Below are 25,141 nucleotides of genomic sequence, written 5' to 3'. Positions count from 1 at the left end.
CTTGTCTTCATTGTGTCTTTGTGATGATGATTTGAATCCGACGGTTCCGCGCGCGGCCCTCGGGCGTGTGGTTCGAAGCGACCGGTTCTCCGCTCCCTCTGCCCTCTTCTCGCACGCGGCCTGGGTCATCCATCATGGATTTGATAATCTCGGCAGCTGCGCTCGCACGCGCGAGCGAAAGGGAATCGTTTGAAGGGAAGGCGAGTGATTGCACCGGAATGGCGTCGGTGTGCCCGGTCAGGAGGACCGATCCCGACTCACCGTTCAGAGAACGACCAATTCGTAAAAGAAGCGGCAGGAACATTTTCTTCACTTCCGGACTAGCAGAATCGAACATCCCGGAGGCGCGAATGATAACGACGATCTGCTGTGGGTCCTCGGACACAGTGACAAGCCCTTCGCGGATTTCGGGCTCGAGGAAGTTACGCAGTCGGTCGCTGCTCATAACAACCTTTGGTGGCAATGCGATTCTCGCCGATCTGACAACGCCGTTCGGCGGCAATGTCGCGATATCGTTGAAGACAGCGTCGGCGCGGGCATTTAATGCATGCAGGAGTCCGGTATAGATCGAGAGGAGTAATCCTGCCCCAAACGCTACGACGGCCCAGATTGGAACGATTGTGCGGCGTGGCTTCGGATTATTTGAGTTCCTCCGCCAGTGCGGGGATAGTTCGCGCTCGAAGTCACCACGGGCTGCTCGGATCAGGCGGTAGACGTCTTCGCACAGCACACTGAGCTCTGCGGCTCCTCCCGCAGTGACGCGGTAGCGGCCTTCGAAGCCCAACCTCATGCAGTAGTAGAGCAGCTCCAGCAGTTCTATATTGATGGCCGGTTCATTTTTCAATTGCGTCAGCAGATCGAAGAAGCGCTCGCCGCCCCAGGTATCGCTGAACAGCGATCCCACCAAGCTGCGCGTCGTCCAGACGCTGTTGCTGCCCCAGGCTGTGTTCAGAACGATGTCATCGATGGTCGCGCAGAGGGCGTATTTGCAGACCTTGATCGCTCGCGAGGGCAATCCGAGCGGCGTGATCCGACGCTCAAAAGCATCGATCTCCCGCAGCACCCTAAGGCGCAGTGCTTCAACGTCGATATGGCTAGCACTGCTCTTGAGCTGAGCGCTGAGACCCAGCAGCGCCGCCGCGGCCGCGACCAGTGGATTAAGTCGGTCGAGCGCAAGCATCTCCCAGGTAAGTTCGTCCGCCACTGGCGATGACGGCGAAGGGACAGCCAACTGCTCCTCGGCGTGAAGGAGGACGAGTGGCTGGGATTTTGGCATCGTTTCCTCAATCACCACCATCAACCCGCCCACTTCCCTTCGGAGCGGACGCTCTCATCGTGGGATCGGCGGGCGGGTCGACTACGCTCTCGCACTGGGCGCGCGAAGTCGGCGCCGAAGCTCCGGAGCAAATCGGTTTCGATGCTCGATACGACGTCATTGAAGACGCGCACGTACGCACTCCGGTTTCGCGCCTTATGGTTGCGGTGCAAAAGGGAACGGGGCCGCCCCATCGCCTTCTCGATCCCTGCTAGGGACAAGCGTGCACGGACGCTGGACAGAGCCTTCTGCACAGCCGCGAATGACACGTCATGCGTCCCACGGTCGGTGAAGGCTTGCTCAACGGCCAGGTCTCCGCGGAGGGACCCGCTGGAGTCATTGCACAGAACTGCGCGCAACGCCTCGCCGACATCGGGAACGAGACTCAGGGTTTTTTCGTCGGAACTCTTATTTCTGAATAATTGTTCGCCAGCTCTCGCTCGGAGAGTATGCTGTGCAGCGCGGCGGAATACAGAAGCATTTTCCCTGCACGATCCAGCACGCTTACGATGCCGGCATTCCGGACATCTGCCAATGATAAGCCGCAGGCGGCAAGGAAAGCCGTGACCGCCGCTCGATGATTCTTGGCGAGATGATTGCTCCACCTTGGGTTGCGTCAAGATGGGGGCCCGATCTGGCACACTGTCTGCGTAGATATCCCACGGACTTCTCATCATGCCCGCCAGCGCGTCTAAACGAGTGCCTAAGAACGGCAATGGTAGGAACTCGCCGTCCCTCAGGTCCAGCAGCGCTTCTTCACCCCGGGTGCAATTGCCCGCCAGGAGCGACGAGGCCGTTTCGAGGGGGCCAAGAAGACTCAACTCCTCACTTGTCGCTGCAAGTTGTCCCTCCGGTTCGGCGGCACTCTCCGCAATGGATATCGAAGGCGACACCGCGACGACATCGGTCATATAGGCGCCGATCTGAATAACATCGCTGGTTTTCCGGGCGACCGGCGCCTCTGACGGAAGCGGCACCGCCTCGTCATTTTGACATGTGTCGTCGCGGCCTCGGTCGATCAGTACGTATCGCCGTGCCATGCACTCGATTGAGCAGTGGGATTTCGAGACCATCTGCTGATCATCCGGCAGAACCAGGCTGTTGCCTGCTCGGCTGGTAGTCAGTCCACCAGCCGCGTCGCCCGGCACGAGATATTCCGGAAAACTACATCTATTGCTGTGTACACGTAGCGTGAGGGGCATTGGTGGGCTAACTCAAATGTGGGTTCTGTCCGGCTCGGATGGCCCAGAGAGCCATTTCGAGATTTGGGAAGTCGCCAGCAACGTGCAGCGCCAAGCCGGCGGATTGGGGCATATCCTTCCAGAAGCGGCTATTTTGATCGATCTCGAAATAGCTGAATCCAACATGGAAGGGGATCTGACGCGGCGCGACCGGTAGGGGATTGATGATAATGCCGGGCAGTGCGACATTGACGAGTTCCGTGATTTTCTCCGCCGGGCCGATCTTAATCTGAGACGGGAACTCGCGCCGGAGGCGCTCGACCTCAATATCAGCCCGAGCAGCCAGCACGAAGCTCGAGGTCGTAAAGAGAGAGCGGTCGGCCACCTCAGCCACATGGACACCGTATTTTTGCCGCTGCAGCGGTACGGGGACCGCAGTCTGCTCAATCACTGCACCCAGCGAAGCCCGGATCGACTGTATCACTGGCAAAAACGCCTCCGCGAGAGAGTCGTGCTTGTAAACACCAAGGGTCGGGGCACGTTTATCGACGCGGGCGAACGTGGCTAGTTCACCCGCCAACTGGAGCATGAGAACATACAGCGATTCCGGATTTACAACGGCGGCCTTGGACAGGTGGCAGAAGTACGGCTCGTACCGATTGATCGCCTGCAGCAGAAGGAAGTCCGCGAGCTCTGCAACCCGGTTCGTTCCCGACTGGGAGACCCGAGTGGCCAGAGCTTCACCACGATGGTGAAGCAGGCCGGTGATCTCAGTGATGTAGTTCGAGAGGACCCGGGAGCTGGCGCAGTCGGGGGTTGGCGGCACGTGCGTTTCGTCCAGAATGATCTGTCGGTCGGCCCGGACCTCTATGATACGGGCGATTGGGATGCAAGTGTAGCCAGACCGGTCTGCCGCGTCCGGCAGCAGTCGAAAATCCAGCCTCGCTACGTCGATGGAGGCGCTGCCTCGCTCGCCAGCGTTGGTGTCGACAACATCCTCAGTGGAGACTGCGAAGCGGATAGGTACGTCAATTCCCGCTTGCGCGTCGGTTTCAAGAGCGCCGGGTTGATAAAACGGTACCGCCAAGTGAATAAGCGAATCTCGAAAATCCGGCGGAACGTCGTAGGGAGTTGGCTGGTTGGCTTCGTCAGGAATACTGAAGGGCATCCCGTCCTCCAAGACGCCGCGAGCCGCTTCGATGGCGATCTTACCGAGACCAAGCAGCTCTCGATTGAGCCGCAGCTCGCTGATACCCCACCCGTACCCATGCAAAACCGCCGTCCTGCTGCGCACCAGCTGTTCGACGTGACGATCGGCCTGCTGAAAATGCTGCGGGCGGAGGAACAAGCCCTCCGACCAGACGACCCTATTATTCCACGACATTCAAGACTCGCCTCGCGTCCACCTGACAGAACGGCTTTCTCCGTAAAAGTAGCAGAGCTTCACTGCCCCCTTGCATGCACATCTGATATCCAACAATGCGCTGGTAGAAGGGCATCGCGTGTCGGGACAGCTCAGATATGCAAGCGCCGAAGCTCATCAGGATTGGTCATGAGCCCCCTTGCAGCGCGACAAGCAAGGGGTCTCATCTAGACTGTCGCTCAGTAGCCCGTTGCCCTCAGAGCCTTATTGGTCGTTCATGTTCACACTGACCTACAACGCGCCAATTCGCCTGTCCTGTCACTCGTACGGGATGAATCTCGCAAATGACCGCCCGGAAGCCTTGAGACCCGGCGCCGCAAGTACGGGGCCAAAAGAGCAGCGCAACAGGCAAGGTGACACGTGATGCGCATTGCCTCGTCGAAAATGTTCCTGAATACGCTGAGGCAGTGCCGCCGCCAACATCGTCTTCACGCGCCGCCGCCCCTAAAGCACCTTGACGACCAGTTTAGCGATTAGACAACCACCTCCTGGACACGATCCACGAACCGGTTGCAGTCCCGGTTCGCGCCAGGTGCGGGATAGCAGCCTGGCGGCATGGATCATTCATGCGGCGAAGATAGGCATTTCCACATTTGGTGATGCCCAATAGCTAGCGAATGGGATATGCGCTGCGCCTCATGTTGGCGCGCGAGCACATGCAAGATGGCACGGTGGAGATCGACCGTTTTCATCTCGGTGAGCGACCGAGAATGGATCCGGACGGTCTACCGCCTGGACGGGGCCGAAAAGGCCTTTCGATACATGCAGGGCGCGCGACGGCGAAAGGGATCGAACCGCAACCTGCCTGATGGGCGGTGAGGCGTTCATGGCGATTGGCAAGAGCTTTGCTACGCATGAGAACGTAAAGCATTCGAGCCGCGAATTCGTCCAAGTCGCCGTCCACTCGGTGGGAGGTTTCAGGTCCCGGGTCCGCCGCACCATTGCCGGCGTCTTTCATCATATCAGCCCGCAGCATGCCTTGTCTTTCCACGAGATCGGCTTCCGCTGGTCACAGCGCATTGTTACGGGCCAGGCAGTGCGGATACTAGTCACGGGTGCCGCCGGCGCTGCGATTGCTGCAAGTCTTTCGCGCTATTACCGGCCGGCAATGCGCAGAAGTCCGGATGCCGGGATCATCGTTAGATCTCCCAGCCTTTTGTGATAAGGCCGCGTTGTTTAGCGGAAGCCAGCAAGGAGTTCGAAGACGAAGGCCGACCTCACTGGCGCCGCAATTGGCGACAGTTGCCACTACCCTGGTATCGTTGGGCCAATCCCACCATAGAAGAGATCATGTCGATGTTTCGTCGTAACCGGCTTGCGCGGCACCGGCGGCCGTCAGCGTTGATAGCAATCCGAGCCGATCGCCACATCAAGCACGGACCTCCGGTCTGGAGAACGGGTCGTCGCTGCATCTCTCGAAGGATCGCCGCTGTCGTTATGGGTTCACGCAGGAGCTGCGCCATAGCCGCTCACTAACCGGATGCGAGCATATCACCTGTGCATGCAATCCAATACCGGGACTGCGCTAGTTTGAATCGCGGGCTCTTCTCCGTGGTTTTTGAGGTTCTGCTGCAATGATGCGTTTACGCTACCAGTTATCAACGGCCTGGCCATGTCTTCGGGATCTGCCGGCCTCCCGTCACCTGAGCTCGATTCCGCAGAGCCGCCCCATGCCACAACAGCAAAAAACGGGACCCACGGTGATTGAGCGGCGTCCGAACGAGGCTCGGCAAGCTGGAGCGGTCGATGGTCGCAGTCGCGCCCCTTGCACTCTGGTTAAGTCGCTTGAGCCCCTGATAAATTCTGACCTTCCGTCAGCAGTCGGTGCCCGACAGCTGACCCCTTGTTTCCTGAAGGCCATATCCCAGGGGGGTGAGCATGGTTGACAGGGACCCTCGGACTAAGGGGCAGGGCTCTTCGCGGCCGGATGAGGGCCGGCACCCAGCGGATCAAAGAGCGCAGTCTTCAGTGGCGCGTGTCGATCAAGTGGCCGACAACTTCAATTCGGACGACATCTGGCAAGAGAATTCGGTATTGCGTTACGTGGAAAGGCTAAGCGTCGACCAGCCAAGCCCGCCGACCGAGCTTCAAAGCCCTGAAGAACAAACCCCGCAAATGATGGCTGACATGACGGAACTGACGAGAGTTCCGGTCGTCCCGGCAGAGACCGCGTTCAACCTCACGAGGACAACAGATGAATACAATAATGCCGATCGCACTATTCACCTCGTCGAGGGCCAGCCGCTGGAGACTGGCCCTCAGCGCGGGGGGCTGCATGGCCTTGGGAATTTAGAAGCCTCAGCGGTTGCCGGGCCCACCGAGGTGCCGGGTGGAAGAGAGGAGCATTCGGCCATGTCCGAGGTGCCCGCGGAGCCCAGCGATCCGACCGGTGGCGGGCGCAAGAGGCGGACTACTGAGAAGGACGCAGATCCCAGGCCCAGCCGCAGGCAGACGTTATATGCTCAAAGGCCGCTGGCGTTGGCGCCTGATCTCAGCGCCGCGAATGCCGGCATAATCGTGGGGGCCTCAACGGGCGATCTCGTCAATCGAGCGGCGTTCCGGACGGTGTCGGCCCAGGACCAGGCGAGGCTGGACGAAATCGCCAGGCAGACACCGCGGCAGTCGAGGCAGAGCAAGGGGGCGTGGGCGGACGCGCTGAAGGCGGCCCATCCCAATCTCAGCGCCGCCGATGCCGCCGTAATCGTGGGCGTCGTAAAGCGGGTTATCGCCAGGAGGGCGGCGTATCGAACGGTGTCGGCCCAGGACCGGGCGAGGCTTGACGAGATCAAGGCGGCGACACCGCAGCTGCCGGGGCAGAGCAAGGGGGCGTGGGCGGACGCGCTGAAGGCGGCCCATCCCGATCTCAGCGCCGCCGATGCCGCCATAACCGTGGGCTCTTTTAAGGACGATATTGCAAGGAGGACGGCGTTCCGGACGGTGTCGGCCCAGGACCAGGCGAGGCTGGACGAAATCGCCAGGCAGACACCGCAGCTACCGGGGCAGAGCAAGGGGGCGTGGGCGGACGCGCTGAAGGCGGCCCATCCCGATCTCAGCGCCGCCGATGCCGCCATAATCGTGGGTGCCGTAAAGCAGGATATTGCTAAAAGGGCCGCGTTCCAGACGGTGTCGGCCCAGGACCAGGCGAGACTGGACGAAATCGCGGCGGTGACACCGCGGCTGCCGGGGCAGAGCAAGGGGGCGTGGGCGGACGCGCTGAAGGCGGCCCATCCCGATCTCAGCGCCGCCGATGCCGCCATAATCGTGAATGCCGTAAAGCAGGATATTGCTAAAAGGACAGCGTTCCAGACGGTGTCGGCCCAGGACCACGCGAGGCTGGACGAAATCGCCAGGCAGACACCGCAGCTACAGGGGCAGAGCAAGGGGGCGTGGGCGGACGCACTGAAGGCGGCCCATCCCGATCTCAGCGCCGCCGATGCCGCCGCCATCGTGGGCGCCGTAAAGCGGGTTATCGCCAGGAGGGCGGCTTTTCAGACGGTGTCGGCCCAGGATCAGGCGAGGCTGGACGAAATCGCTAGGCAGACACCGCGGCTGCCGGGGCAGAGCAAGGGGGCGTGGGCGGACGCGCTGAAGGCGGCCCATCCCGATCTCAGCGCCGCCGATGCCGCCATAATTGTGGGTTCCGTAAAGCATAATATTGTAAAAAGGGCGGCGTTCCGGACGGTGTCGGCTCAGGACCAGGCGAGGCTGGACGAAATCGCCAGGCAAACACGGCGACAGTCGAGGCAGAGCAAGGGGGCGTGGGCGGACGCGCTGAAGGCGGCCCATCCCGATCTCAGCGCCGCCGATGCCGCCACAATCGTGGGCGCCTTAAAGGACGATATCGCCGTGAGGGCAGCGTTCCGGACGGTGTCGGCCCAGGACCAGGCGAGGCTGGACGAAATCGCGGCGGTGACACCGCGGCAGGGGCGGAGCAATGCGGCCTGGGCGGACGCGCTGAAGGCGGCCCATCCCGATCTCAGCGCCGCCGATGCCGCCACCATCGTGGGCGCCGCAAAGGACGAAATCGCCAGGAGGGCGGCGTTCCGGACGGTGTCGGCCCAGGACCAGGCGAGGCTGGACGAACTCGCTAGGCAGACACCGCAGCTGCCGGGGCAGAGCAATGCGGCCTGGGCGGACGCGCTGAAGGCGGCCCATCCCGATCTCAGCGCCGCCGATGCCGCCGTAATCGTGGGTGCCATAAAGCAGGATATTGCTAAAAGGGCGGCGTTCCGGACGGTGTCGGCCCAGGACCAGGCGAGGCTGGACGAAATCGCGGCGGCAACACCGCGGCAGGGGGGGAGCAATGCGGCCTGGGCCGATGCGCTGAAGGCGGCCCATCCCGATCTCAGCGCCGCCGATGCCGCCACCATCCTGGGCACCTTTAGGGACGATATCGCCAGGAGGGCGGCGTTCCGGACGGTGTCGGCCCAGGATCAGGCGAGGCTGGACGAGATCAAGGCGGCGACACCGCAGCTGCCGGGGCAGAGCAAGGGGGCGTGGGCGGACGCGCTGAAGGCGGCCCATCCCGATCTCAGCGCCGCCGATGCCGCCATAGTCGTGGGTGCCGTAAGGCGCGATATCGCCGTGAGGACGGCGTTCCAGACGGTGTCGGCCCAGGACCAGGCGAGGCTGGACGAAATCGCTAGGCAGACACCGCAGCTGCCGGGGCAGAGCAAGGGGGCGTGGGCAGACGCACTGAAGGCGGCCCATCCCGATCTCAGCGCCGCCGATGCCGCCATAATCGTGGGTGCCTCGAAGAAACGGATAGCCAGGAGGGCAGCGTTCAAGGTGATATAGGACGGCTCATGACTCATCACCACATTCCCTAGGAACTGCACCATCATGTGCGTTGGTTGTCCACCACGGGATTGCATGAGCATGTGAGAGCGCCGAATTTTTCTTCAGTCTGGAGGCCAATACCTGGCTCGAGATCGATATTTAGGGGCACGACGGCCGGCGCATTCCGGCTGACTAACACGCCGAGAGCGACCTCGTCTTCGACGGTCGGGAGCGCAGAATGTCGGCTCGCATGCCGCTGCGACCATCAGCCCGCTCCTCGCAAGATTGGCGCCAAGGCCGCCGTCGAACGATGGCGACGAGGCAAGTTTTTCCAAAACTTTCTTTAGCATAGAGGTAGAAGGATCGCTACAGCGGGGTTGCAGTGCGCGGGCGGCTAGGGTGACTAAGTGCGTGCACTCCACGACCGTCAAACGGGGTCGGTGTCCGTCAATTCGAAATCGCAGGGATCTGCACGAGAGACCGCGTGGTTGCCCTGCACGACTAATGGAAGCAGGGTCGACAGTCACGTTGGGATGCGGTAGGTGCGCGATAGAACGGGGGATTGGCGGCGGGACTCGATTCTTTTTAGAAGATCACGCAAAGCCGCATCACACCCATTGTCAAAAGTAAATACCGCGACGATGGTTATTAACCTTCGACTTCCGTCGAAAACGGCAATGGCGCTCACGAAGGAGGCCGGCCGCTGCGAAACCCCGCCATCTCCGCACCCCACTCCTTCGCTCCAACTGGGAGCAAAATGAATGAGGCAACGTGCGAATCTCGGGGAGCATCGTTACATGCGGTCAATACGGATCTCATCCAGATTGTCGCCCTATATGCCTCGTGCGGCGGTCCGGCGGAGCGCAGGAGATATAATGCCGTTGAAGTGCTCGAGCCGTTCTACCACTGACGCCGGGTCGCTGCACGCGCGATGGCGCCGACACCCCCAAGAGCGATCGCCGAGGACGCCATCCACCTTATGCAGCAACTGGCGCGGAGGCGGCCGCGCGAAGACTTCGTAGTTGGAGGCCTTCAGGCTCACGTTTGCAACGGTACTCCGCAGGTTGCCCTTTGCAACGACTGCCCGACGATGTCAATTCAATCTGGCTGAGCTTGTACCGTCAAGTTTATCCAGTTTGGGGTTCGCTCCAGCGGTGGGTTGCGCATCTGCGGCGGCATCGGCGGGTTTAGGTGCGGAGACCATTCCGGCTGCGCAGCACTGCATCACGTCGCGGGTTGCCGATCTGGGCGAACTCTGCAGGGTTAGTTAGCCGAGGCCAGAGTGCTTGGCTTGCCACGCTCCTCGATAACCCGATCCAGTCCACAGGCGACCGCAGGCCGGAGAGCGAAGTATCGGCGACGAGAGTCCGGCTTTCCTCACGACCATCAGAAGCCTGAACCCGCGCCAACGATCATTGGCAGCCAGCGGGATCAACACCAACGCTTGCCTTTCGCTCGTTTCCGGCCACGGCGCTTGCGCATCGTGAGCTTCTCCTCCCGATGGACCCGGAAGAGCTTCTTGTTGTTCACAAGGTGTCCCTCGCGCCTGAGCAGCACATAGCTGCGTCAAGATCCGAAGCGGCGGCATTCACGCCCCAAGCATTCACGACATATACGAATGTCGATTGTGCATGAGCAATCGCGTCTGCTCATTGCTAAACATTGAGAAACAGAGGCGCGACGATCTTTTATGTCGGGAAAACTGGGATTTGGGTCATGCTCGATGCAGATCATCTATTAAAACCGATCAGCGACGGCAACGCATGCGGGGATGCTCTCGATTACGATTTGAGCTTCCTGGAGTTGGAGATAGCGTCGCATGGCAAGCCGCACCAGCAGATAGGCGACTCCATCGCCACCGAGGAGGCTCCCGATTGGACAGAGGTGTGGCGGCTTGGCCTCGACCTTTCTGCCCGCACTAAGGATCTAAGAGTCGGAATCTTGCTCACACGATCCGCCCTCAGTCAGTTCGGCTTCTCTGGTCTAAGTCGGGGGCTTGAGCTGCTCGCGGCCTATGTCGAGCTCTACTGGTCAGAGCTACATCCGCGACCGGATCCAGAAGATGACGAAGATCAGACCGTTCGCCTCAACGCTCTAGCGAGCCTCTGCGATCTCTCCGGGCTCTTGGCAGAAATACGCCAAGTCCCACTCACCTCCTCCAGGCAATTCGGGACTTTCACGCTCCGCGATTGGGCTGGTGCGCTACGGTCCCAATCTACGGAAATTGATCGTTCGACCATCGAGCACGCCTTCATCGACACCGATCCACTGCAGCTCGAGCAGATCAGCACTGGTCTCCACGCCAGCCTGGCAGCCGCCACCCATCTAGACGCGAGTGTTCGGCAGCACGTCGCGAGTGACGAGGCCGTTCGATTCGACCCTCTGATAGTGCTACTCACCCAGGCCAAGGATCTGGTCGACGCCCATCGGAAAAGGGCCCAGCCTGCAGCCCCGGCATCTCCATTGCCAGACTCTAGCAAGGCCTCTTACCCCGAAGTGATCCGCAACCGCGATGACGTTGTCGAAATTCTTGGCCGCATTTGCCACTGGTACCAGGTGAATGAGCCCGCGAGCCCGCTGCCAGCCCTCCTGGAGCGCGCGCAGCGACTTGTCTCGAAGGACTTCATGGCTCTTATCAAAGAGTTGGCGCCAGAAGGGGTTGCCCAATACCGTTCGATTGCCGGTCTGGCGGTCGGCGAGGGCACGTGACGTGCGCAATCTTCCCTATCAGGAGAGTGGAACACATGACAAAGGCGAGTAGTCAAAAGTTCATCGCGCGGGTTCGTCCGCCTCGCGTACAGATCGAATACGACGTCGAGACCTATGGCTCTCAGAAGAAGGTTCAGCTTCCCTTCGTGGTCGGCGTGATGTCCGACCTCGCCGGCAATGCTGCCGAGCCGCTTGCCCCTGTCGCGGAGCGCAAGATGATGGAGATCGATATCGACAATTTCGATGATCGGCTCAGATCGCTGAGGCCCAGGGTGGTGATGCGGGTGCCGAACCTATTGACCGGAGAAGGCCAACTCGCTGTCGACTTGACGTTCGAGCGGCTCGAAGATTTCTCGCCGGCGGCCGTGGCGCGCAAGGTCGACAGCCTTAGCAGGCTGCTCGAGGCGCGAACGGAGCTCTCCAATCTGCTGGCCTATATGGACGGTAAGAACGGTGCCGAAGAGTTGCTCACCCACTTCCTCGCGGATTCGGCACTGCTAAGCGCCCTCGGCAATGGCATCGAGACTGAGAAGCCTGATGCATTGGTTGCCGCTCCGCCATTGCCATCCCCAGACACAGAGGAGAACTGATCATGATGCCTGCAGATGCCACAGATGTACAGGTCGCCACCGTTGATCTCGGCGATTTCACCCGCATGCTTCGATTCGAGTTCAAGATCCGCTCGGACCACTCCCGTGACTTGGTGGAGAGTGCCGTCCGAACACTGGCCGAGCAGGCACTTCAAAACACGTCGCTAATCAGCGACGATGTCGTCACGACTATCCAAGCAATGATTGCTTCGATCGACCAGAAGCTTTCTGCACAACTCAACGAGATCCTCCATCACGAAAATTTCCAGCGCGTGGAATCAGCTTGGCGGGGCTTGCATCACCTTGCCATCAACACCGAAACCGATGAAACGTTGAAGATTCGCGTTCTCCCAGTTTCAAAGGTGGAGATGTCCCGAACTCTGCGGAAATATAAGGGTGTCACCTGGGATCAGAGTCCGCTATTCAAAAAAATTTACGAAGACGAATACGGCCAAATCGGCGGTGAACCCTATGGCTGCCTGATTGCCGACTACTATTTCGACCATACCCCACCGGACGTAGAGTTGCTTTCGGGACTGGCGCAGATCGCGGCGGCGAGCCACTCACCGCTTATATCTGCCGTCTCACCACATCTGCTGCAGATGGATTCTTGGCGTGAGCTTGCGAACCCGCGTGACATCACAAAAATCTTCCTCACGCCCGAACATGCCCCTTGGCGGGCGTTCCGCGAGAGCGAGAACTCTCGGTACGTGGCCCTGACCTTACCACGCACCCTTGGCCGGCTGCCCTACGGGGCCAAAACCAACCCGGTCGATGAATTCGCCTTCGAGGAGGACACAGACGGCGGCGACAGCGAGAAATACCTTTGGACGAACGCAGCCTACGCCATGGGCGTAAATATCACGCGCTCGTTCAAGCTCTATGGCTGGCTCTCCAGAATTCGTGGCGTCGAATCCGGCGGCCTGGTCGAGGGTCTGCCGGTACATACCTTCCGCAGCGACGACGGTGGCGTCGACCTAAAATGCCCCACTGAGATCGCGATCAGCGACCGCCGTGAGGCCGAACTGTCCAAAAACGGTCTTCTACCGCTGTTGCACCGCAAAAACACGGACCTCGGCGTATTTATTGGCGCTCAAACTATTAACAAGCCGGTCAAATACGAAGACCCCGACGCGTCAGCGAACGCCGAACTCAGTGCCCGGCTACCCTACATCTTCGCAACCTGCCGCTTCGCACATTATTTGAAGTGTATGGTCCGGGACAAGATTGGCACGTTCAAGGAGCGCCACGAGGTCGAGGAGTGGCTCAACCAATGGATTCAGGGCTATGTCCACCCCTCGCCCGAGCTTGGGAGCGAAGAGAGTAAGGCACAGCAGCCGCTCTCCTCAGCCGAGGTCAAGGTGGAAGAGGTCGAAGATAATCCCGGATATTACGTTGCGAGATTTTACATGCGGCCACACTACCAGCTCGAAGGCCTAACCATCTCTTTGAGACTTGTCTCGCGCCTGCCATCCGCCCGCAAGGACTGAGAAAACCCGCAGATGATTGTGCTCCGTTCTCGGCGCCAAAACTCCGGAATAGCTGCCCCGGGCTGGCCGATGCAATCCAGGCCCAATCAGATCAACGAGAAAAGGAAAGTCCATCATGGCGTTCGACGCGGTTATAAAATTCACGCAAGCGTCCAAGGACGGCATTTTGCCCAAGGGCGAATCTATCATTCTAAAGGACGGTATCACCCTAGCGGACGAATGGAGCTTTTCACTCGAAAACAAGCTGAACATTGGGCCTCATACCGCCGGGGCGGGCGCGGGCAAGGCCGAATTCGAGGTCTTCACTATCAAGAAGCAGGTGGATACGTCATCGCCCTCTCTGTACGTTGCCTGTGGTCGCGGCGCCCACTTCAATAGCGTCGAACTGAAACTTTTCAAAGCGACGGGGAGCGGACAAGCTACATCAGAATCGAACCTGTTCTTGCACTGGAGTTTCAACATGCTGGTAGTCGAGAAGGTCGAGTGGTCCTATGCGGAAGAGGCCCCCGAGGAGACGATCACATTCCGGTTCGGCGCCTGCAAGGTCATTTATTACAGGCAGGATGAAAAAGGCGCTCTTACCAAAGCCGGCGAGGGCATCTGGAACCAAATCGCGAACAGCACCGACTTCAATAGGCTCGTCGGCTGATGGGGCCATCGGCAACCCGGGAATATTCGGGGCTGCGCGCGAAAACGACGGATCGACTCGTCGCTATTGCACCTGGAGATTGTAACATGGGCAGAGATGTTAAGCGGGATCTCGTGCAACCATCCCTCCTGGACCGGCTTACGGACGATGAGCCGCGCAGCTCGTGTGAAGCGCAGGACAAGCGCAGCTTCTCTGTTCGCCAACTGGAAGAGGTGATTCTACGCGATGTTTCCTGGTTGTTGAACACCAATCAATTGGGTGCAACCGTAGATCTACAAGCGTACCCTCACGTAGCGGCCAGTGCACTTAATTATGGTGCCTGGCCTCTCAGCGGACAAATTCGCGAAGGGATGGATAAGAGCGCATTGCGCGAAGCGATAATCGAGAGCCTTCAGCGCTTTGAGCCGCGTCTCTTACCGGACACCCTGAAGGTCACGGTCCTGGACGATGGTCAGGGTTGCGGCACTTTTCGCTTTAGGATCGAAGCCGATCTGTGGGCGCAGCCGTTGCCGGTGCGAATGGTGATGCGTACGGAGGTAGATTCCGAGCTCGAATCCGCCCGCGTTCATCTCGGTACAGAGATAAGCTGATGGATCCCCGGCTCCTGCGACTGTACAACGACGAACTTGCTTATATGCGCGAGATGGGGGCCGAGTTCGCCCGCGCATTCCCGAAGGTCGCCGCCCGGCTCGGGATGGAATCAGCGGAGGTCGCCGACCCCTACGTCGAGCGGCTTCTGGAAGGCTTCGCTTTCATGGCGGCGCGGGTGCAATTGAAGCTTCAGTCTCGCTTTCCGGAATTCACCCAGCACCTCCTGGAGATGGTCTATCCGCATTTTCTACCGCCGCTCCCCTCGATGACGATCGTCCGTTTCGAGCCCGACCAGGATGCCGGACGACTTGAAAATGGATACCTCGTGCCGCGGGGAACCAAGCTTTTGGGCCGTCTTGCTCCGGGCGCCGTCACACATTGCGAGTTCCGCACGGCCCATGATGTGCATCTCTGGCCAATTGTGGTGAGCGCTGCCGATTATTTTTCGACGCCGGGGCAGATCGCCGCACTGGATCTTCCGGCCCGGCAAGATGCGAAGGCTGCTTTGCGACTACGCCTTCGCACCACCAATGGCATGCCGTTCAATAAACTCGGACTAGAGGCTCTCACACTGCACCTAACAGGCCCCGGTGGCATCGGCGCCGCACTCGCCGAACAGCTTCTCGGTGACGCATGCAATATCATAGCCCGTCCGGTCGGCCGGCCTATCCCTTGGCAGGAAAAGATTCCGGTTCATGCGCTGCAGCAACGCGGTTTGGAGCCGAGCTGTGCTCTCCTGCCCGAGGTGCCACGCTCTTTCGACGGGTACCGTCTCCTACAGGAGTATTTCGCCCTCGCGGAGCGGACGTTGTTCGTCGAGGTTAGCGGGCTGGCAGACGCAGTAGCCCTGTCAACTGCCGAGACCCTTGAGATCGTCTTCGCACTCAGACGTGTCGAGCCACGGCTGGAACGACAGCTCGGACCCCAAAATATCGTTCTCTTCGCAACGCCCGCGATTAATCTCTTCGAACGCCAGGCAGATCTCGTCCACGTGAGCGACAAGAACACCGAGCATCATGTGATTGTTGACAGGATGAGGCCGCTCGACTTTGAGGTCCACTCGATCCTCGAGATGAGCGGAGACGGGGCGAAAAACGAAGCGGCTCCCGTGAGGTTCTACCCGTTCTATAGCATCAGCGCGCACGGTCAGGAGGAGCAGCATTCCAGATACTACGCGATCCGCCGGGAGCAGCGCCTCATGTCGGAGCACCAGCGTCTAAATGGCGCGCGGACTGGCTACATCGGCAGCGAAACGTTCGTTTCTCTAGTTGATCGCCAAGCGGCTCCCTATTCGGCGGAACTCCGGCATTTGTCTGTAAACTGCCTGTGCTCGAACCGGGATCTGGCGCTGCTGCTGCCGATCGGCCGGGACGAGACAGACTTCACCCTGGAAATCGGCGCTCCAGTTACCGCCACCCGGTGCGTATCGCCCCCGAGCCGACCGCGCCACTCCTTCGCCAATGGCGATATCACTTGGCGATTAATTAGCCATCTTTCACTGAACTACCTCTCGATCAGCAATTCCGATAGGAACGACCACCGGGGCGCAGAAGCGCTACGTGAACTCCTCCGCCTCTACGTCGATCCAGTCAATGCCTTCGCCTCACGGCAGATCGACGGGATCCGGGAGATTCGGTCCAGGCCTGCGGTCAGGCGATTGTCCAGCGGTGGACAAGCCGCCGTAGCACGTGGGATTGAGGTTGGTATCATCCTGGACGAAGCGGCCTTCGAAGGCGTTGGCATCTTTCCGCTCGCCTCCGTGCTCAACCAGTTCTTCGCGAAATACGTATCCATCAACAGCTTCACCGAGATGGTCGTCTCGACGCTACAGCGCGGGGAGGTAATGCGATGGCCGACGATGGCCGGCCGCCGGGCGATCCTTTGATTTCGGGGGCACTCGGCGACTTCCTAAGCTCGCTCAGGGCCGAACCGCATGCCTGCGACTTCTTCCAGGCTCTGCGGCGGATCGATGCAATCTGCTCAGATCGGCCTCGGCTGGGAGAATCGAGCGGTCCCAGCCTGGATCGCGTGCGGATCGCCCAGCAGCCCTCCCTTGCATTTCCGACTCGATCGATCGCGGGCGTGACTGCGCACGAGGAGAACGACCCCGTAATCTCCACCTACGCCTTCGGCTTGTTTGGACCCCACGGTCCCCTCCCATTGCATCTGACGGAGTACGCCCTTCTCCGGCAGCACAACGCCGCGGATGAGACGCTGATCCGATTTGCTGATACCTTTCATCATCGAATGGCCTCGTTCTTCTTCCGCGCATGGGCGGAGGGCGAACCGACCGTGAGCTATGACAGGCCACAAGAAGATCGATTTGCCCTTCAGCTCGGCGCGCTAGCCGGCTTCGGGATGACCTCCCTGCGCGCGCGGGATGCTATGCCTGATCTGGCCAAACTCCACTTCACCGGCCGTCTCGCCTCACACACCCGCAACGCCGAGGGGCTCGCTGCCATCCTCGCCAGCTTCGTCGAGGCGCCGGTTGATATCCGTGAATTTGTCCCAAAGTGGGTGGATCTGCCCCGCATATCGCTCTGCCTCCTGGGCCGCGACCCGGCCACGGGCACGCTGAACAGCAACGCTATTGCAGGTGCGAGGGTCAGAGTGTGGCACCATCGGTTCCGACTCATTGTGGGTCCCCTCAGCCTGGCTCATTACGAATCGCTTCTGCCCGCAGCTCCCGGCCTTAAGTCGATAGCGGAGATCATCTGCAACTACCTTGGAGATGAACTTGACTGGGAGATTAACCTCGTTCTCCGTCAGGAGCAGGTCCCGGAAGTGCAGTTGGGTCGCTGCGGCAGACTCGGATGGTCCAGTTGGATGGGCAAGCGGAAAACGCGCCAGCACGCCGATGACTTGACAACTACCCCGACTGACCGGGGCCCACCGGCTGCCGCATGGCACTCTCCTGAAACGGACATCCATGATGCGGCGGGCCCGCTCGACCTTCTTTTCGGGCGGGGAGAAGATCTCCTTGGCGAGATCGATCTGGAACGGGTGAATGGCCCACGTAACCTCGATACCAAGTGCGGCGGCACGGCGGGCGGCGGCTTGGAAGGCCCGTTATGACAAGCATCGGAAGCTCGACTCTCTTCAGTAAGCTCAACGCAAACTGCAATGGGACCGCCAAGGCCCTTTGCAAAATTCGCCGTGACGCCTCTTTGGAACGTTATCGCCATTTTGACGCCCTTGAGGCTTCAGCAGCGGAGAGGCCTATCGAGCCGACGATCGCGGCGAAACTCGACCACCGTGGTTGTCCGCTCGGGCGCTGCGCCCTGGGCCTGGTTGAATCTTCCAGGAGACACGTCGTCGCTAGCACCGCCGGAATCCGCCAACTCATCGATGTTACAAGGCCGCATGGCGAGATTTGGGTGGGATTTAGCGTGGGTGAGTTCCAAGAGACCCACACGCTTTCTTCACCCCGCCCTCCCCCGCTTGGCTCTGACGATGCGGGCCAGCAAGACATCTTGGCTGAGCAACGGTCGGCGATTTCGATGCACGAAATAAACGCTTTTCGGCATCTTCGCCGATGGCTTCGGCAGCATCCTACTCACGCCATCGGGCGCAACCGCGCCTTCTCATCAAATCTGCGGAACACACACCACCATGGTCGAGTCAAGAATCGAGAGTCTCTTAAGGCACAATCGTTTTGTTGCGGTCACTTCGGCCGCGTCCGAGTTGAATGAAATCTCTCTCCGGCGGCTCAGTGGCACCGAGCGGCTGGGGGAACCTTTCCTCTACGAGGTGAAGCTCGCCAGCCGCAATCCAGTTCAGAACTTTGCTACGATCCCCGGTCAAAACCTGACAATCGGCCTTAAGCTCAAGGACTCGCAAACCCGCTTCTTCAACGGTGTTGTTACGCGCTTCCAATATCTCGGCCTCGACGATACCGAGCACCTCAACTACGTGGCGCAGGTGCGGCCGTGGATTTCATTGCTCGAGCATCGCTCTAACAGTCGGGTCTTTCAGAACAAGACGAGCATCGAGATCATCACCACGATTTTTCGAGAACATAAAGGCAATTTCAAGAATCAGACCGCCCGACGGTTCCCACAGCGCCCATATTGCGTCCAGTACGATGAAACGGATCTGGCCTTCGTCAGCCGCCTCATGGAGCAGGACGGCATCTACTACTATTTTGAACATGCTGAGGACCAACATGACCTGGTGCTGGTCGACAACGCCGCGAGTCACATGGCCTGCACGCCTGAGATCGTAGAGACCCACCACAATCTCAGGCCTGCCCGAAGTCTTTACCAAGAAGATGTCATCCTGCATTGGGACGAGGTCGTATCGCTACAGCCGAACAAGGTCGTTCTCAGGGACTATGACCATGAGAAGCCGATGGCAGAACTGACGTCTGTCGCGCGTGTTCCTCCCGTGAGGACAGGCGGCATTCCGCCATGCAAGCTCACGGGAAGCGCCATCACCCGACCGCGGGAGAGCGTGGCGGTCAGAACGGGCGAGACCTCGTCGGCAAGCAGCGGCTGCACGGCAATGCGGGAGGTCTTCGAGTATCCAGGCCAGTATACAAAAAAAAGCGATGGCGATTTCTACGCCACCATCCGTGCCGAGGAACTCGCCTGCAACGCTTATCGCGCGCGGATCGAAAGCACTGCGCGCCAGATAACGACCGGGTCATTATTCAAGGCGGCAAATCCCTTCTACTACGGCCAGGTCGGTTCCCGCCCGAAACCCACCGATCGCTTTCTGGCAGTCGGACAGGACTTCACTGTCATCGGTGAGGTGGGGGACGATCTCACTGCGGACACCGTGGGGGGGAAGGGCGAGCGGTTCCTCTATCACAGCAACGTAGAGATTATCCCCGCGACCACCCAGTACCGACCGAGGCGCCGCACACCGGCGCGGTTGATTCACGGACCGCAGACGGCCGTCGTCGTGGGCCCCGAGGGCGAGTCGATCGCGACGGATAAGTACGGCCGTGTGAAGGTTCAGTTCTTCTGGGACCGAGAAGGCGGAAAGAACGAGAACAGCTCCTGCTGGATTCGGGTGGCCCAGAACTTCGCTGGTAAGGGTTTTGGCAACCTGGTCGTCCCACGGATCGGCCATGAGGTCGTGGTTGATTTCATCCACGGCAATCCCGACACGCCCCTGGTGACCGGCGTCGTATACAATGGCTCAAATCTGCCGCCTGAAACCCTGCCGACCGACAAAACGCGGTCGACCTTCCGGACGCATACCGATGGCGGCGCCGCTAATGCCTACAATGAACTGCGCTTTGAGGACAAGCAGGGCCGTGAGGAGGTCTATTTGAAGGCCCAGAAGAATCATACCGTCGAGGTCGGGAATATCTACAGCATCGACGTCAAGAGACACTTCCTCCTGACCTCGGGCGGCGCCGCGCCCGACTCCCCTGCCGCAGCGGCCTTAGGTAGCCGCGTCGAGGTAACACCCGACAAGATCCGCCTTGTAGTATCGGGCAGAACCGGCCCGCAGGCCATCGAAATCAGCGGCGATGGGATCGCCATTATCGGCACGATGATTGGCGTTATGGCAACGCCTCCGCGGCTCGGGTCCATCGTCTCCATGCCGCCGCCGACACCGGGTCCACCCACGCCGTCGATAATGAAGCTTATTGCGACACTCGGGCTGCCGCCTGTTACGCCCGAGTGACACGATGTCAAGGTGAACTGGTTCTGGGCCTCGGCTGTCCGGAAGTCGTTGCCTTTAAGTCGGCAGGGCCCTGCAGGCGTAGAGAAAAAGCGTAACGGCTTCGGCGTCGTAAGCTGACCTACCAAATCAACGTGACACTGCGAGATTGCCCGAAAATGAGGAAAGGTTATCGCGCGTGAGCGTTTGTTCCGGGAACTTGCGCCTCAGTTAGATGGAGTTGCCACGCGAAATCGGCCGCAAGCGGCTCCAAATGCGTCTGGTTTAGGTCTCCACCAAGCTGAAACTGGTGGATGAAATACCTTTATCACTCGGCGTCACGAAATTGCGATCAGGGCGCGGGCGGCGCAAAAATCAGCGTTCTCGATCTGGGCGTTACAGCGCTGCTTTGCAGGGCGGGCTCTCGCCTCGAAGCGCTTCTGGCGGAGCGTGGCCGCCTCGAGCAGCAGTCGAAGCCTTTCACCATGCTCGAAGGTGTCTCGCTTCTATTTGCGTTTCGAGTTCCTGATAGGCGCTGGCCATGCCTGTCAGGCCGAGTTTGCGCAGCATGTCAATGGTGGGATTGTTCAACGTCGCGATAAAAATCATGCGCTGTCCAGCTCGAGGGAGGACGCTGGCCATGCCCCCGAAGCATAACGGGATACGAATTTGGTATTGGAAGGAAAGGTCGCGACGGAAGTAACATCAGCAGTGACGCAATGACCTAAGGAACGACGCAATGTACGGCAGAAGGCAGGGGGGTGTTGGCAATAGTTCCGAACAAGGCGGTGAAGACACCTTTAACTGGGTTGAAGGCTTGACTGGCTCCTCGTCCGGCGAAGCGGCACTGAAAGAAATTTTACTGGCCTGGGCGGAAGACGGGCAGCAGGAGCAGGACGAGGACCGGCACGAGGCAATGGCACGGATCGAGGCCTGGACGGAAACCCGCAATTTTCGTGCCCCCCTGAACTTAACATCGCTGTCCCTAACGGCACTGCCCCCCACCTTACCGGCCGGCCTCCAGCGGCTCAACGCCAATGACAACCGGTTGGGCAGGCTGCCCAACAACCTCCCGCCCGGTCTGCGAAAGCTCTCTGCCTGCGACAACCAGCTGACCACGCTGCCTGAGGTTCTTCCGGACATGCTCGAGACGCTCTACGTCGACGGCAACCGGCTGACCAGATTGCCGAACGAGCTTCCTTCCGGACTAAAGTATCTCTACGTCAACCACAACCGGCTGACCAGTTTGCCCGATAACCTGCCGCCTGAGCTCAGGGAGCTTCATGTCACCCGCAACGAAATCGCGCACCTGCCGGAGAATCTCCCCCTCGAATTGACGGATCTCCGCGCCGAACTCAATAATATAATTCGCCTGCCCGAGCGCCTTCCTGCAAAGCTCACGAGGCTCGAAGTCCCTCACAATGAACTGACTAGCCTACCCGAGGACCTCCCGGCCACCCTAAAGTGGCTCAGCACCGACAGTAATGAACTGACCCACCTGCCCCCTAACCTGCCGAGGGGGCTGGAGGAGCTTAGCGTTCGTGGAAACAACCTGAGAGGACTTGGCGACGGGCGAACTGCACTGCCGTACATTCTGTCGCAGCTTCCGCCTCATTGCAAAGTGTACCTGAATAACAATCCGCTGCCAGATCGACTGCGGGCGCACCTGAGCGCGCAAAGCGGGACGAGCCTTCCGCAGATCTTTTTGTGATGCTGCCTGACAAACGGGCCAAACTAGGTCCCTGCGTTTTGAGTAAAAGGCCTTTTGCCGAAGCCATGGCGGTGGGGTGCAGGCCAGGTATGACGCGTGCGGATCAAAAACAATGAGTTTGCAGGTTTATGCCGCTCGCCGGAATATGTTGAGTTGTGGAAGCAACAGACGTCTCACTGAAGACTATGGCCGGAAAGCCCAGGCTCGGCACTTGTGTCCTTCGGGCGACCTTGCATGCGAGCCAGTTCGTACAAAGGATTACCCGCTATCGCGTACCAGGAGGTGCGACGCGTACGGCCTAGAGGCATTGCCGCCGGTTGGAACGTTCGGAAGCTGGACCCAGATTTCAACAGGCCTCAAGCGCATCCACCATTTCCACATGGTCCACCCCCAGCATCGCGTATTCGTTGATCTAACTACCCGAGACTCCAGCCTACGGGCCTATTTGCATTCGTCGGCGATCGACGACTCTGTCGCCTATTAGTTGAAATAGAGTTTTCGTGGCGAGCCAGCAGAGGAACAGCCCATGGATGAGAAAAACAGCCCCATTGTTTGCATCTCGGGTGTAGACGAACGAAAGCTCGGCGCCGCTCTAATCGCGGTCCAATCGGCATTTAGTGTCGCGATTGCGGAACTATCGAAGCTTCACAAAGGGAACAGTCCTCAGTGGTTCGAAGACCTGGAGGAGGTGGTAATCGCTAACGCAAAAGGCACAGTCACCGAGGGCATCTCGCTGGATGTCGAGGTGGAAAGCCTCAAATTCGGCATCGACGTCCTTCGGGCGATCTTAGATGTCAGCCGCGTTGAGCTAGGCTTTGCAGCAAAGGAATAACCTTTCGCCCAAACGAGGTCTCGATGCTATTGGCGCCGGAGATGTTCGATGCACACTCGAACCTTCGCATGAGTACCGCGCTCGTCGCCAAAGTCGCCCGCATCGTCACCAAATGGTATGGCCGTCCGACAAACCAGGAGGTCTTGCCGCAGATGATCGACGATACGACCTATGCATGGCGCACCGGCGTTTTTGAGGCAACGCGCGTTTTCCATGCGGAAGACCCGGGCGGACCAACCTTCATCGGGGGCAATTTGCGCAAGCCGGACTCCCATGGAAGACAATAACTTGTCGGACGCTGGGCGCACGAGACTGAGGGACTCAGCGTTGAAGATGTGCCGACAAGCTCGGCATTAGCGATGCACCCTGTATAGCGGGCAGCGACCGCCTTGCCATGCTTGAAGATGCCCTGAGCCGACACGCCCACAGTTGATAAAGATGTCGACTCAGTACCGCCGGCCGCTCCTCACCTTCTACCTTGCTGAGCCGCCAGCCATTGCGGCTCGTGGCAAGGATTTTTCGGACTCTTCCCGAGAATATGCACAACGCGACGCAGCGCTTGTCGACCCGCTGTTTCGTGAAGTTCGCGCTCGCCAGGAAATGGTGCGTGATGAGCCCTTTGTAAGAGTCACCCTTGCGCCGGCAGTCCGAGACCTCCCCGTTCATCTGGTTCGTCGTCTGGAATCGCAATCGATCGATGATCGACCTCCGCCCCTTCGTCGCAGGGATACACATCAAGTGGATTTGACCTGGACAGCGACCGCTCGCGCTGGAGCGCCGAATACCGGCGGCGCATTTCACCGGACGCAATCGACCCTGCCGTCCAAAGAGCGACCAGTTCCATGAAACCCGGGTCTTCATCGATCCGGATTCCTCGCGCCTTCCAACGCGCGATGACCCGCTCGGCTATGTCCCTGCGTGAATCCATTACCACTTCCCTGCCCCCTGCCCCCTGCCGCCTACGCGGTTAGATACCAAGATGGTGGGTTCTTCGCCAGTTCAAACCGTCCAATATGTCACGCCGGCCGCCCGCGATCCGTTTTCAGGAGCTTGTTAGCTGGAGCTATCGAGATCGCAGGACACACTTTCCAGCTCTCTCCCGACCTGATGGTCCCCGTCACCATCTTTTCCGTCCATGAATAAGGTAGGCCGCCCCCGATCAGTCCAGGCGATTTAAGTGCGAGTCCGCTTTTACGTCGCCTTGAGGTCCGTCAGCACCTTGTCAAAAGCATCCTTGACCGGCTTTGAGATTTCCTCCACCGCCCTGCTTGAGAGCACCCGGACTTCCTTGGCGTGCTGCAAACTTGTCTCAACCCGCTTGCGGAAAAAGGTCGACTGCTGTTCGAGGATCTGCGACGGCGAATTCGCGCCCAGCAAAGCTTGCAAATGTGAGAAGCTGGCCTCGGCGTCGGCCTGCAGTGCAGCGATCGTCTTCCACCACAATTCGTTGCCGAATAGACTTGTCGTTTCGAGGATCGGAGGCAGCATTTTCTGTGTCGCTTCAGCGCCGGACGCAAATTTCAAAAAAGCCTCTGTCACCTTCTTGTTCCCCTTTTCAACAGATGCGCCGAACTGATCTGGCACCTTGAGCGACGATGACCCCGGGTTTTCGATCGTTTCAAAGGATCTTTCGGAAATCTTGGTCATTGCATTTTCCTTCTCTTTGAGTTGGTTGCAAGCTGTGACATCGGGATTGACCCTTCCGCCGGCGGATGCATGGCCGCTTGGTAGAACGCGGATCCGATGACGAACGGTCAGGTGGCCTCCGTTCCGTTCGTTTCATGAACCGGCATAATGCAGACTGCTTTCTGCCGCTTGTAACCAGGGATCAGCAAACACCATGCCAACTGCTCCGACGCGCCAAGAAGATGATTTTCTTTTATCAATGGGCGGGTTGAGGGCAGGTTGATGTGTATTTGACGGAGAGACCGGCGAACAAAACGTTCCAATCACGACAAACCTGACAAAAGTGGCGGATGCCCGACATTTGCGAGAAATGTCGACGGTTGCGCTGGGGACAAGGGAATTCACGTGGACTTCAAATCGCGCCAAGGATCATGTGCCTGTTCGTGGCTAAGGGGCGTTACCCGGAAAATCAAAACTCGCGGAGCTCTCCGCTATTCCATATCGCGCCGCGATATCTTCGAGCGCTTCCTGAAAGACGGCCGCGTCGAAGTGGACTCCACATGTTGAGCGGGCAATCAAGCCCCAGGCGTTAAGAAAAAATAGCCTGTTTGCTGAAGGTGACGAGGGCG

The 25,141-nt window shown here is 59.4% G+C and carries 17 protein-coding genes and 5 pseudogenes; 14 read left to right on the top strand and 8 right to left on the bottom strand.

Annotation, left to right across the window (positions count from 1 at the left end; translation table 11 throughout):
• Nucleotides 1-7: 7 nt before the first annotated feature.
• Genes icmH through tssK form a run of 3 tightly spaced genes read right to left on the bottom strand, consistent with a single transcriptional unit; the run spans nt 8 to nt 3,880 of the window.
• Entirely contained in the window at nt 8-1,297 is a 1,290-nt protein-coding gene (gene icmH / locus AMK02_RS24415) for a type IVB secretion system protein IcmH/DotU (protein WP_008536065.1), read from the bottom strand.
• Nucleotides 1,297-2,517: a type VI secretion system-associated FHA domain protein gene (locus AMK02_RS24410; RefSeq protein WP_210256236.1), complete on the bottom strand. Its 1,221-nt coding sequence runs from the start codon at nt 2,515-2,517 to the stop codon at nt 1,297-1,299. The genes icmH and AMK02_RS24410 overlap by 1 nt, the downstream gene beginning before the upstream one ends.
• A 7-nt stretch (nt 2,518-2,524) precedes the next feature.
• Entirely contained in the window at nt 2,525-3,880 is a 1,356-nt protein-coding gene (tssK, locus tag AMK02_RS24405; protein WP_016737477.1) for a type VI secretion system baseplate subunit TssK, read from the bottom strand.
• A 653-nt stretch (nt 3,881-4,533) separates the two neighbouring features.
• Here tssK and AMK02_RS30610 point away from each other — a divergent pair.
• Both AMK02_RS30610 and AMK02_RS24395 read left to right on the top strand, forming a co-directional pair.
• Nucleotides 4,534-5,081 (top strand): annotated as a pseudogene (locus AMK02_RS30610) (transposase); the annotation flags it as partial.
• 965 nt (nt 5,082-6,046) lie between these two features.
• The gene (locus tag AMK02_RS24395; RefSeq protein ID WP_237358367.1) at nt 6,047-8,716 is read left to right on the top strand and encodes a hypothetical protein; all 2,670 of its coding nucleotides are present in this window, start codon (nt 6,047-6,049) and stop codon (nt 8,714-8,716) included.
• A gap of 1,248 nt (nt 8,717-9,964) precedes the next feature.
• On the opposite strand, the pseudogene AMK02_RS31430 reads toward AMK02_RS24395, so the two are convergent.
• Nucleotides 9,965-10,321 (bottom strand): annotated as a pseudogene (locus AMK02_RS31430) (IS3 family transposase); the annotation flags it as partial.
• A 93-nt stretch (nt 10,322-10,414) separates the two neighbouring features.
• Between AMK02_RS31430 and tssA the strand changes: the two are divergent.
• From tssA to tssG, 7 genes and pseudogenes are all read left to right on the top strand, one after another.
• Complete coding sequence (tssA, locus tag AMK02_RS24390) at nt 10,415-11,407, top strand: type VI secretion system protein TssA (RefSeq protein ID WP_004680423.1); 993 nt, start codon at nt 10,415-10,417, stop codon at nt 11,405-11,407.
• A gap of 35 nt (nt 11,408-11,442) precedes the next feature.
• Nucleotides 11,443-11,997, top strand: a complete 555-nt coding sequence (tssB, locus tag AMK02_RS24385) for a type VI secretion system contractile sheath small subunit (protein ID WP_016737476.1) — start codon at nt 11,443-11,445, stop codon at nt 11,995-11,997.
• A gap of 2 nt (nt 11,998-11,999) precedes the next feature.
• The gene (gene tssC, locus AMK02_RS24380) at nt 12,000-13,487 is read left to right on the top strand and encodes a type VI secretion system contractile sheath large subunit (RefSeq protein ID WP_004680425.1); all 1,488 of its coding nucleotides are present in this window, start codon (nt 12,000-12,002) and stop codon (nt 13,485-13,487) included.
• A gap of 115 nt (nt 13,488-13,602) precedes the next feature.
• The gene (locus AMK02_RS24375) at nt 13,603-14,136 is read left to right on the top strand and encodes an Hcp family type VI secretion system effector (protein ID WP_004680426.1); all 534 of its coding nucleotides are present in this window, start codon (nt 13,603-13,605) and stop codon (nt 14,134-14,136) included.
• A gap of 86 nt (nt 14,137-14,222) precedes the next feature.
• Nucleotides 14,223-14,726 carry a type VI secretion system baseplate subunit TssE gene (gene tssE, locus AMK02_RS24370; RefSeq protein ID WP_004680427.1) on the top strand — a complete coding sequence of 168 codons (504 nt, stop codon included), beginning with the start codon at nt 14,223-14,225 and terminating at the stop codon, nt 14,724-14,726.
• The gene (tssF, locus tag AMK02_RS24365) at nt 14,726-16,612 is read left to right on the top strand and encodes a type VI secretion system baseplate subunit TssF (RefSeq protein WP_008536039.1); all 1,887 of its coding nucleotides are present in this window, start codon (nt 14,726-14,728) and stop codon (nt 16,610-16,612) included. The genes tssE and tssF overlap by 1 nt, the downstream gene beginning before the upstream one ends.
• Nucleotides 16,576-17,547: pseudogene (gene tssG, locus AMK02_RS24360) on the top strand (type VI secretion system baseplate subunit TssG); the annotation flags it as partial. The gene tssF and the pseudogene tssG, both read left to right, overlap by 37 nt.
• 105 nt (nt 17,548-17,652) lie before the next feature.
• On the opposite strand, the pseudogene AMK02_RS32620 reads toward tssG, so the two are convergent.
• Nucleotides 17,653-17,790: pseudogene (locus AMK02_RS32620) on the bottom strand (CoA ester lyase); the annotation flags it as partial.
• A 549-nt stretch (nt 17,791-18,339) separates the two neighbouring features.
• On the opposite strand from AMK02_RS32620, the gene AMK02_RS24355 reads away from it, so the two are divergent.
• A complete protein-coding gene (locus AMK02_RS24355) occupies nt 18,340-20,367 on the top strand; it encodes a type VI secretion system Vgr family protein (RefSeq protein WP_004680430.1) in 2,028 nt (675 codons plus the stop codon).
• Between the two features lie 456 nt (nt 20,368-20,823).
• Here AMK02_RS24355 and AMK02_RS32495 read toward each other — a convergent pair whose 3' ends face one another.
• Nucleotides 20,824-20,952, bottom strand: a complete 129-nt coding sequence (locus tag AMK02_RS32495; protein WP_010068000.1) for a hypothetical protein — start codon at nt 20,950-20,952, stop codon at nt 20,824-20,826.
• Between the two features lie 130 nt (nt 20,953-21,082).
• On the opposite strand from AMK02_RS32495, the gene AMK02_RS24350 reads away from it, so the two are divergent.
• The 3 genes from AMK02_RS24350 (at nt 21,083) to AMK02_RS24340 (ending at nt 23,173) form a co-directional block, all read left to right on the top strand.
• Complete coding sequence (locus tag AMK02_RS24350) at nt 21,083-22,054, top strand: hypothetical protein (RefSeq protein WP_004680431.1); 972 nt, start codon at nt 21,083-21,085, stop codon at nt 22,052-22,054.
• A 526-nt stretch (nt 22,055-22,580) separates the two neighbouring features.
• Entirely contained in the window at nt 22,581-22,886 is a 306-nt protein-coding gene (locus tag AMK02_RS24345; protein ID WP_004680432.1) for a hypothetical protein, read from the top strand.
• Between the two features lie 41 nt (nt 22,887-22,927).
• Complete coding sequence (locus AMK02_RS24340) at nt 22,928-23,173, top strand: hypothetical protein (protein ID WP_008536036.1); 246 nt, start codon at nt 22,928-22,930, stop codon at nt 23,171-23,173.
• A gap of 341 nt (nt 23,174-23,514) precedes the next feature.
• Here the strand turns inward: AMK02_RS24340 and AMK02_RS24335 are convergent, their stop codons facing one another.
• Nucleotides 23,515-23,814 carry a hypothetical protein gene (locus tag AMK02_RS24335; protein WP_016737472.1) on the bottom strand — a complete coding sequence of 100 codons (300 nt, stop codon included), beginning with the start codon at nt 23,812-23,814 and terminating at the stop codon, nt 23,515-23,517.
• A gap of 263 nt (nt 23,815-24,077) precedes the next feature.
• Nucleotides 24,078-24,533 carry a phasin gene (locus AMK02_RS24330; protein WP_010024976.1) on the bottom strand — a complete coding sequence of 152 codons (456 nt, stop codon included), beginning with the start codon at nt 24,531-24,533 and terminating at the stop codon, nt 24,078-24,080.
• 435 nt (nt 24,534-24,968) lie between these two features.
• On the opposite strand from AMK02_RS24330, the pseudogene AMK02_RS32300 reads away from it, so the two are divergent.
• Nucleotides 24,969-25,140, top strand: a pseudogene (locus AMK02_RS32300) (IS66 family transposase); the annotation flags it as partial.
• Between the last annotated feature and the right edge of the window lies 1 nt (nt 25,141).

This window comes from Rhizobium sp. N731, assembly GCF_001664145.1.
In the GTDB taxonomy this organism is placed as follows: domain Bacteria; phylum Pseudomonadota; class Alphaproteobacteria; order Rhizobiales; family Rhizobiaceae; genus Rhizobium; species Rhizobium esperanzae.
The sequence above is the reverse complement of the archived record's forward strand: the minus strand, read 5'-3'. Positions and strand labels throughout refer to the sequence as shown.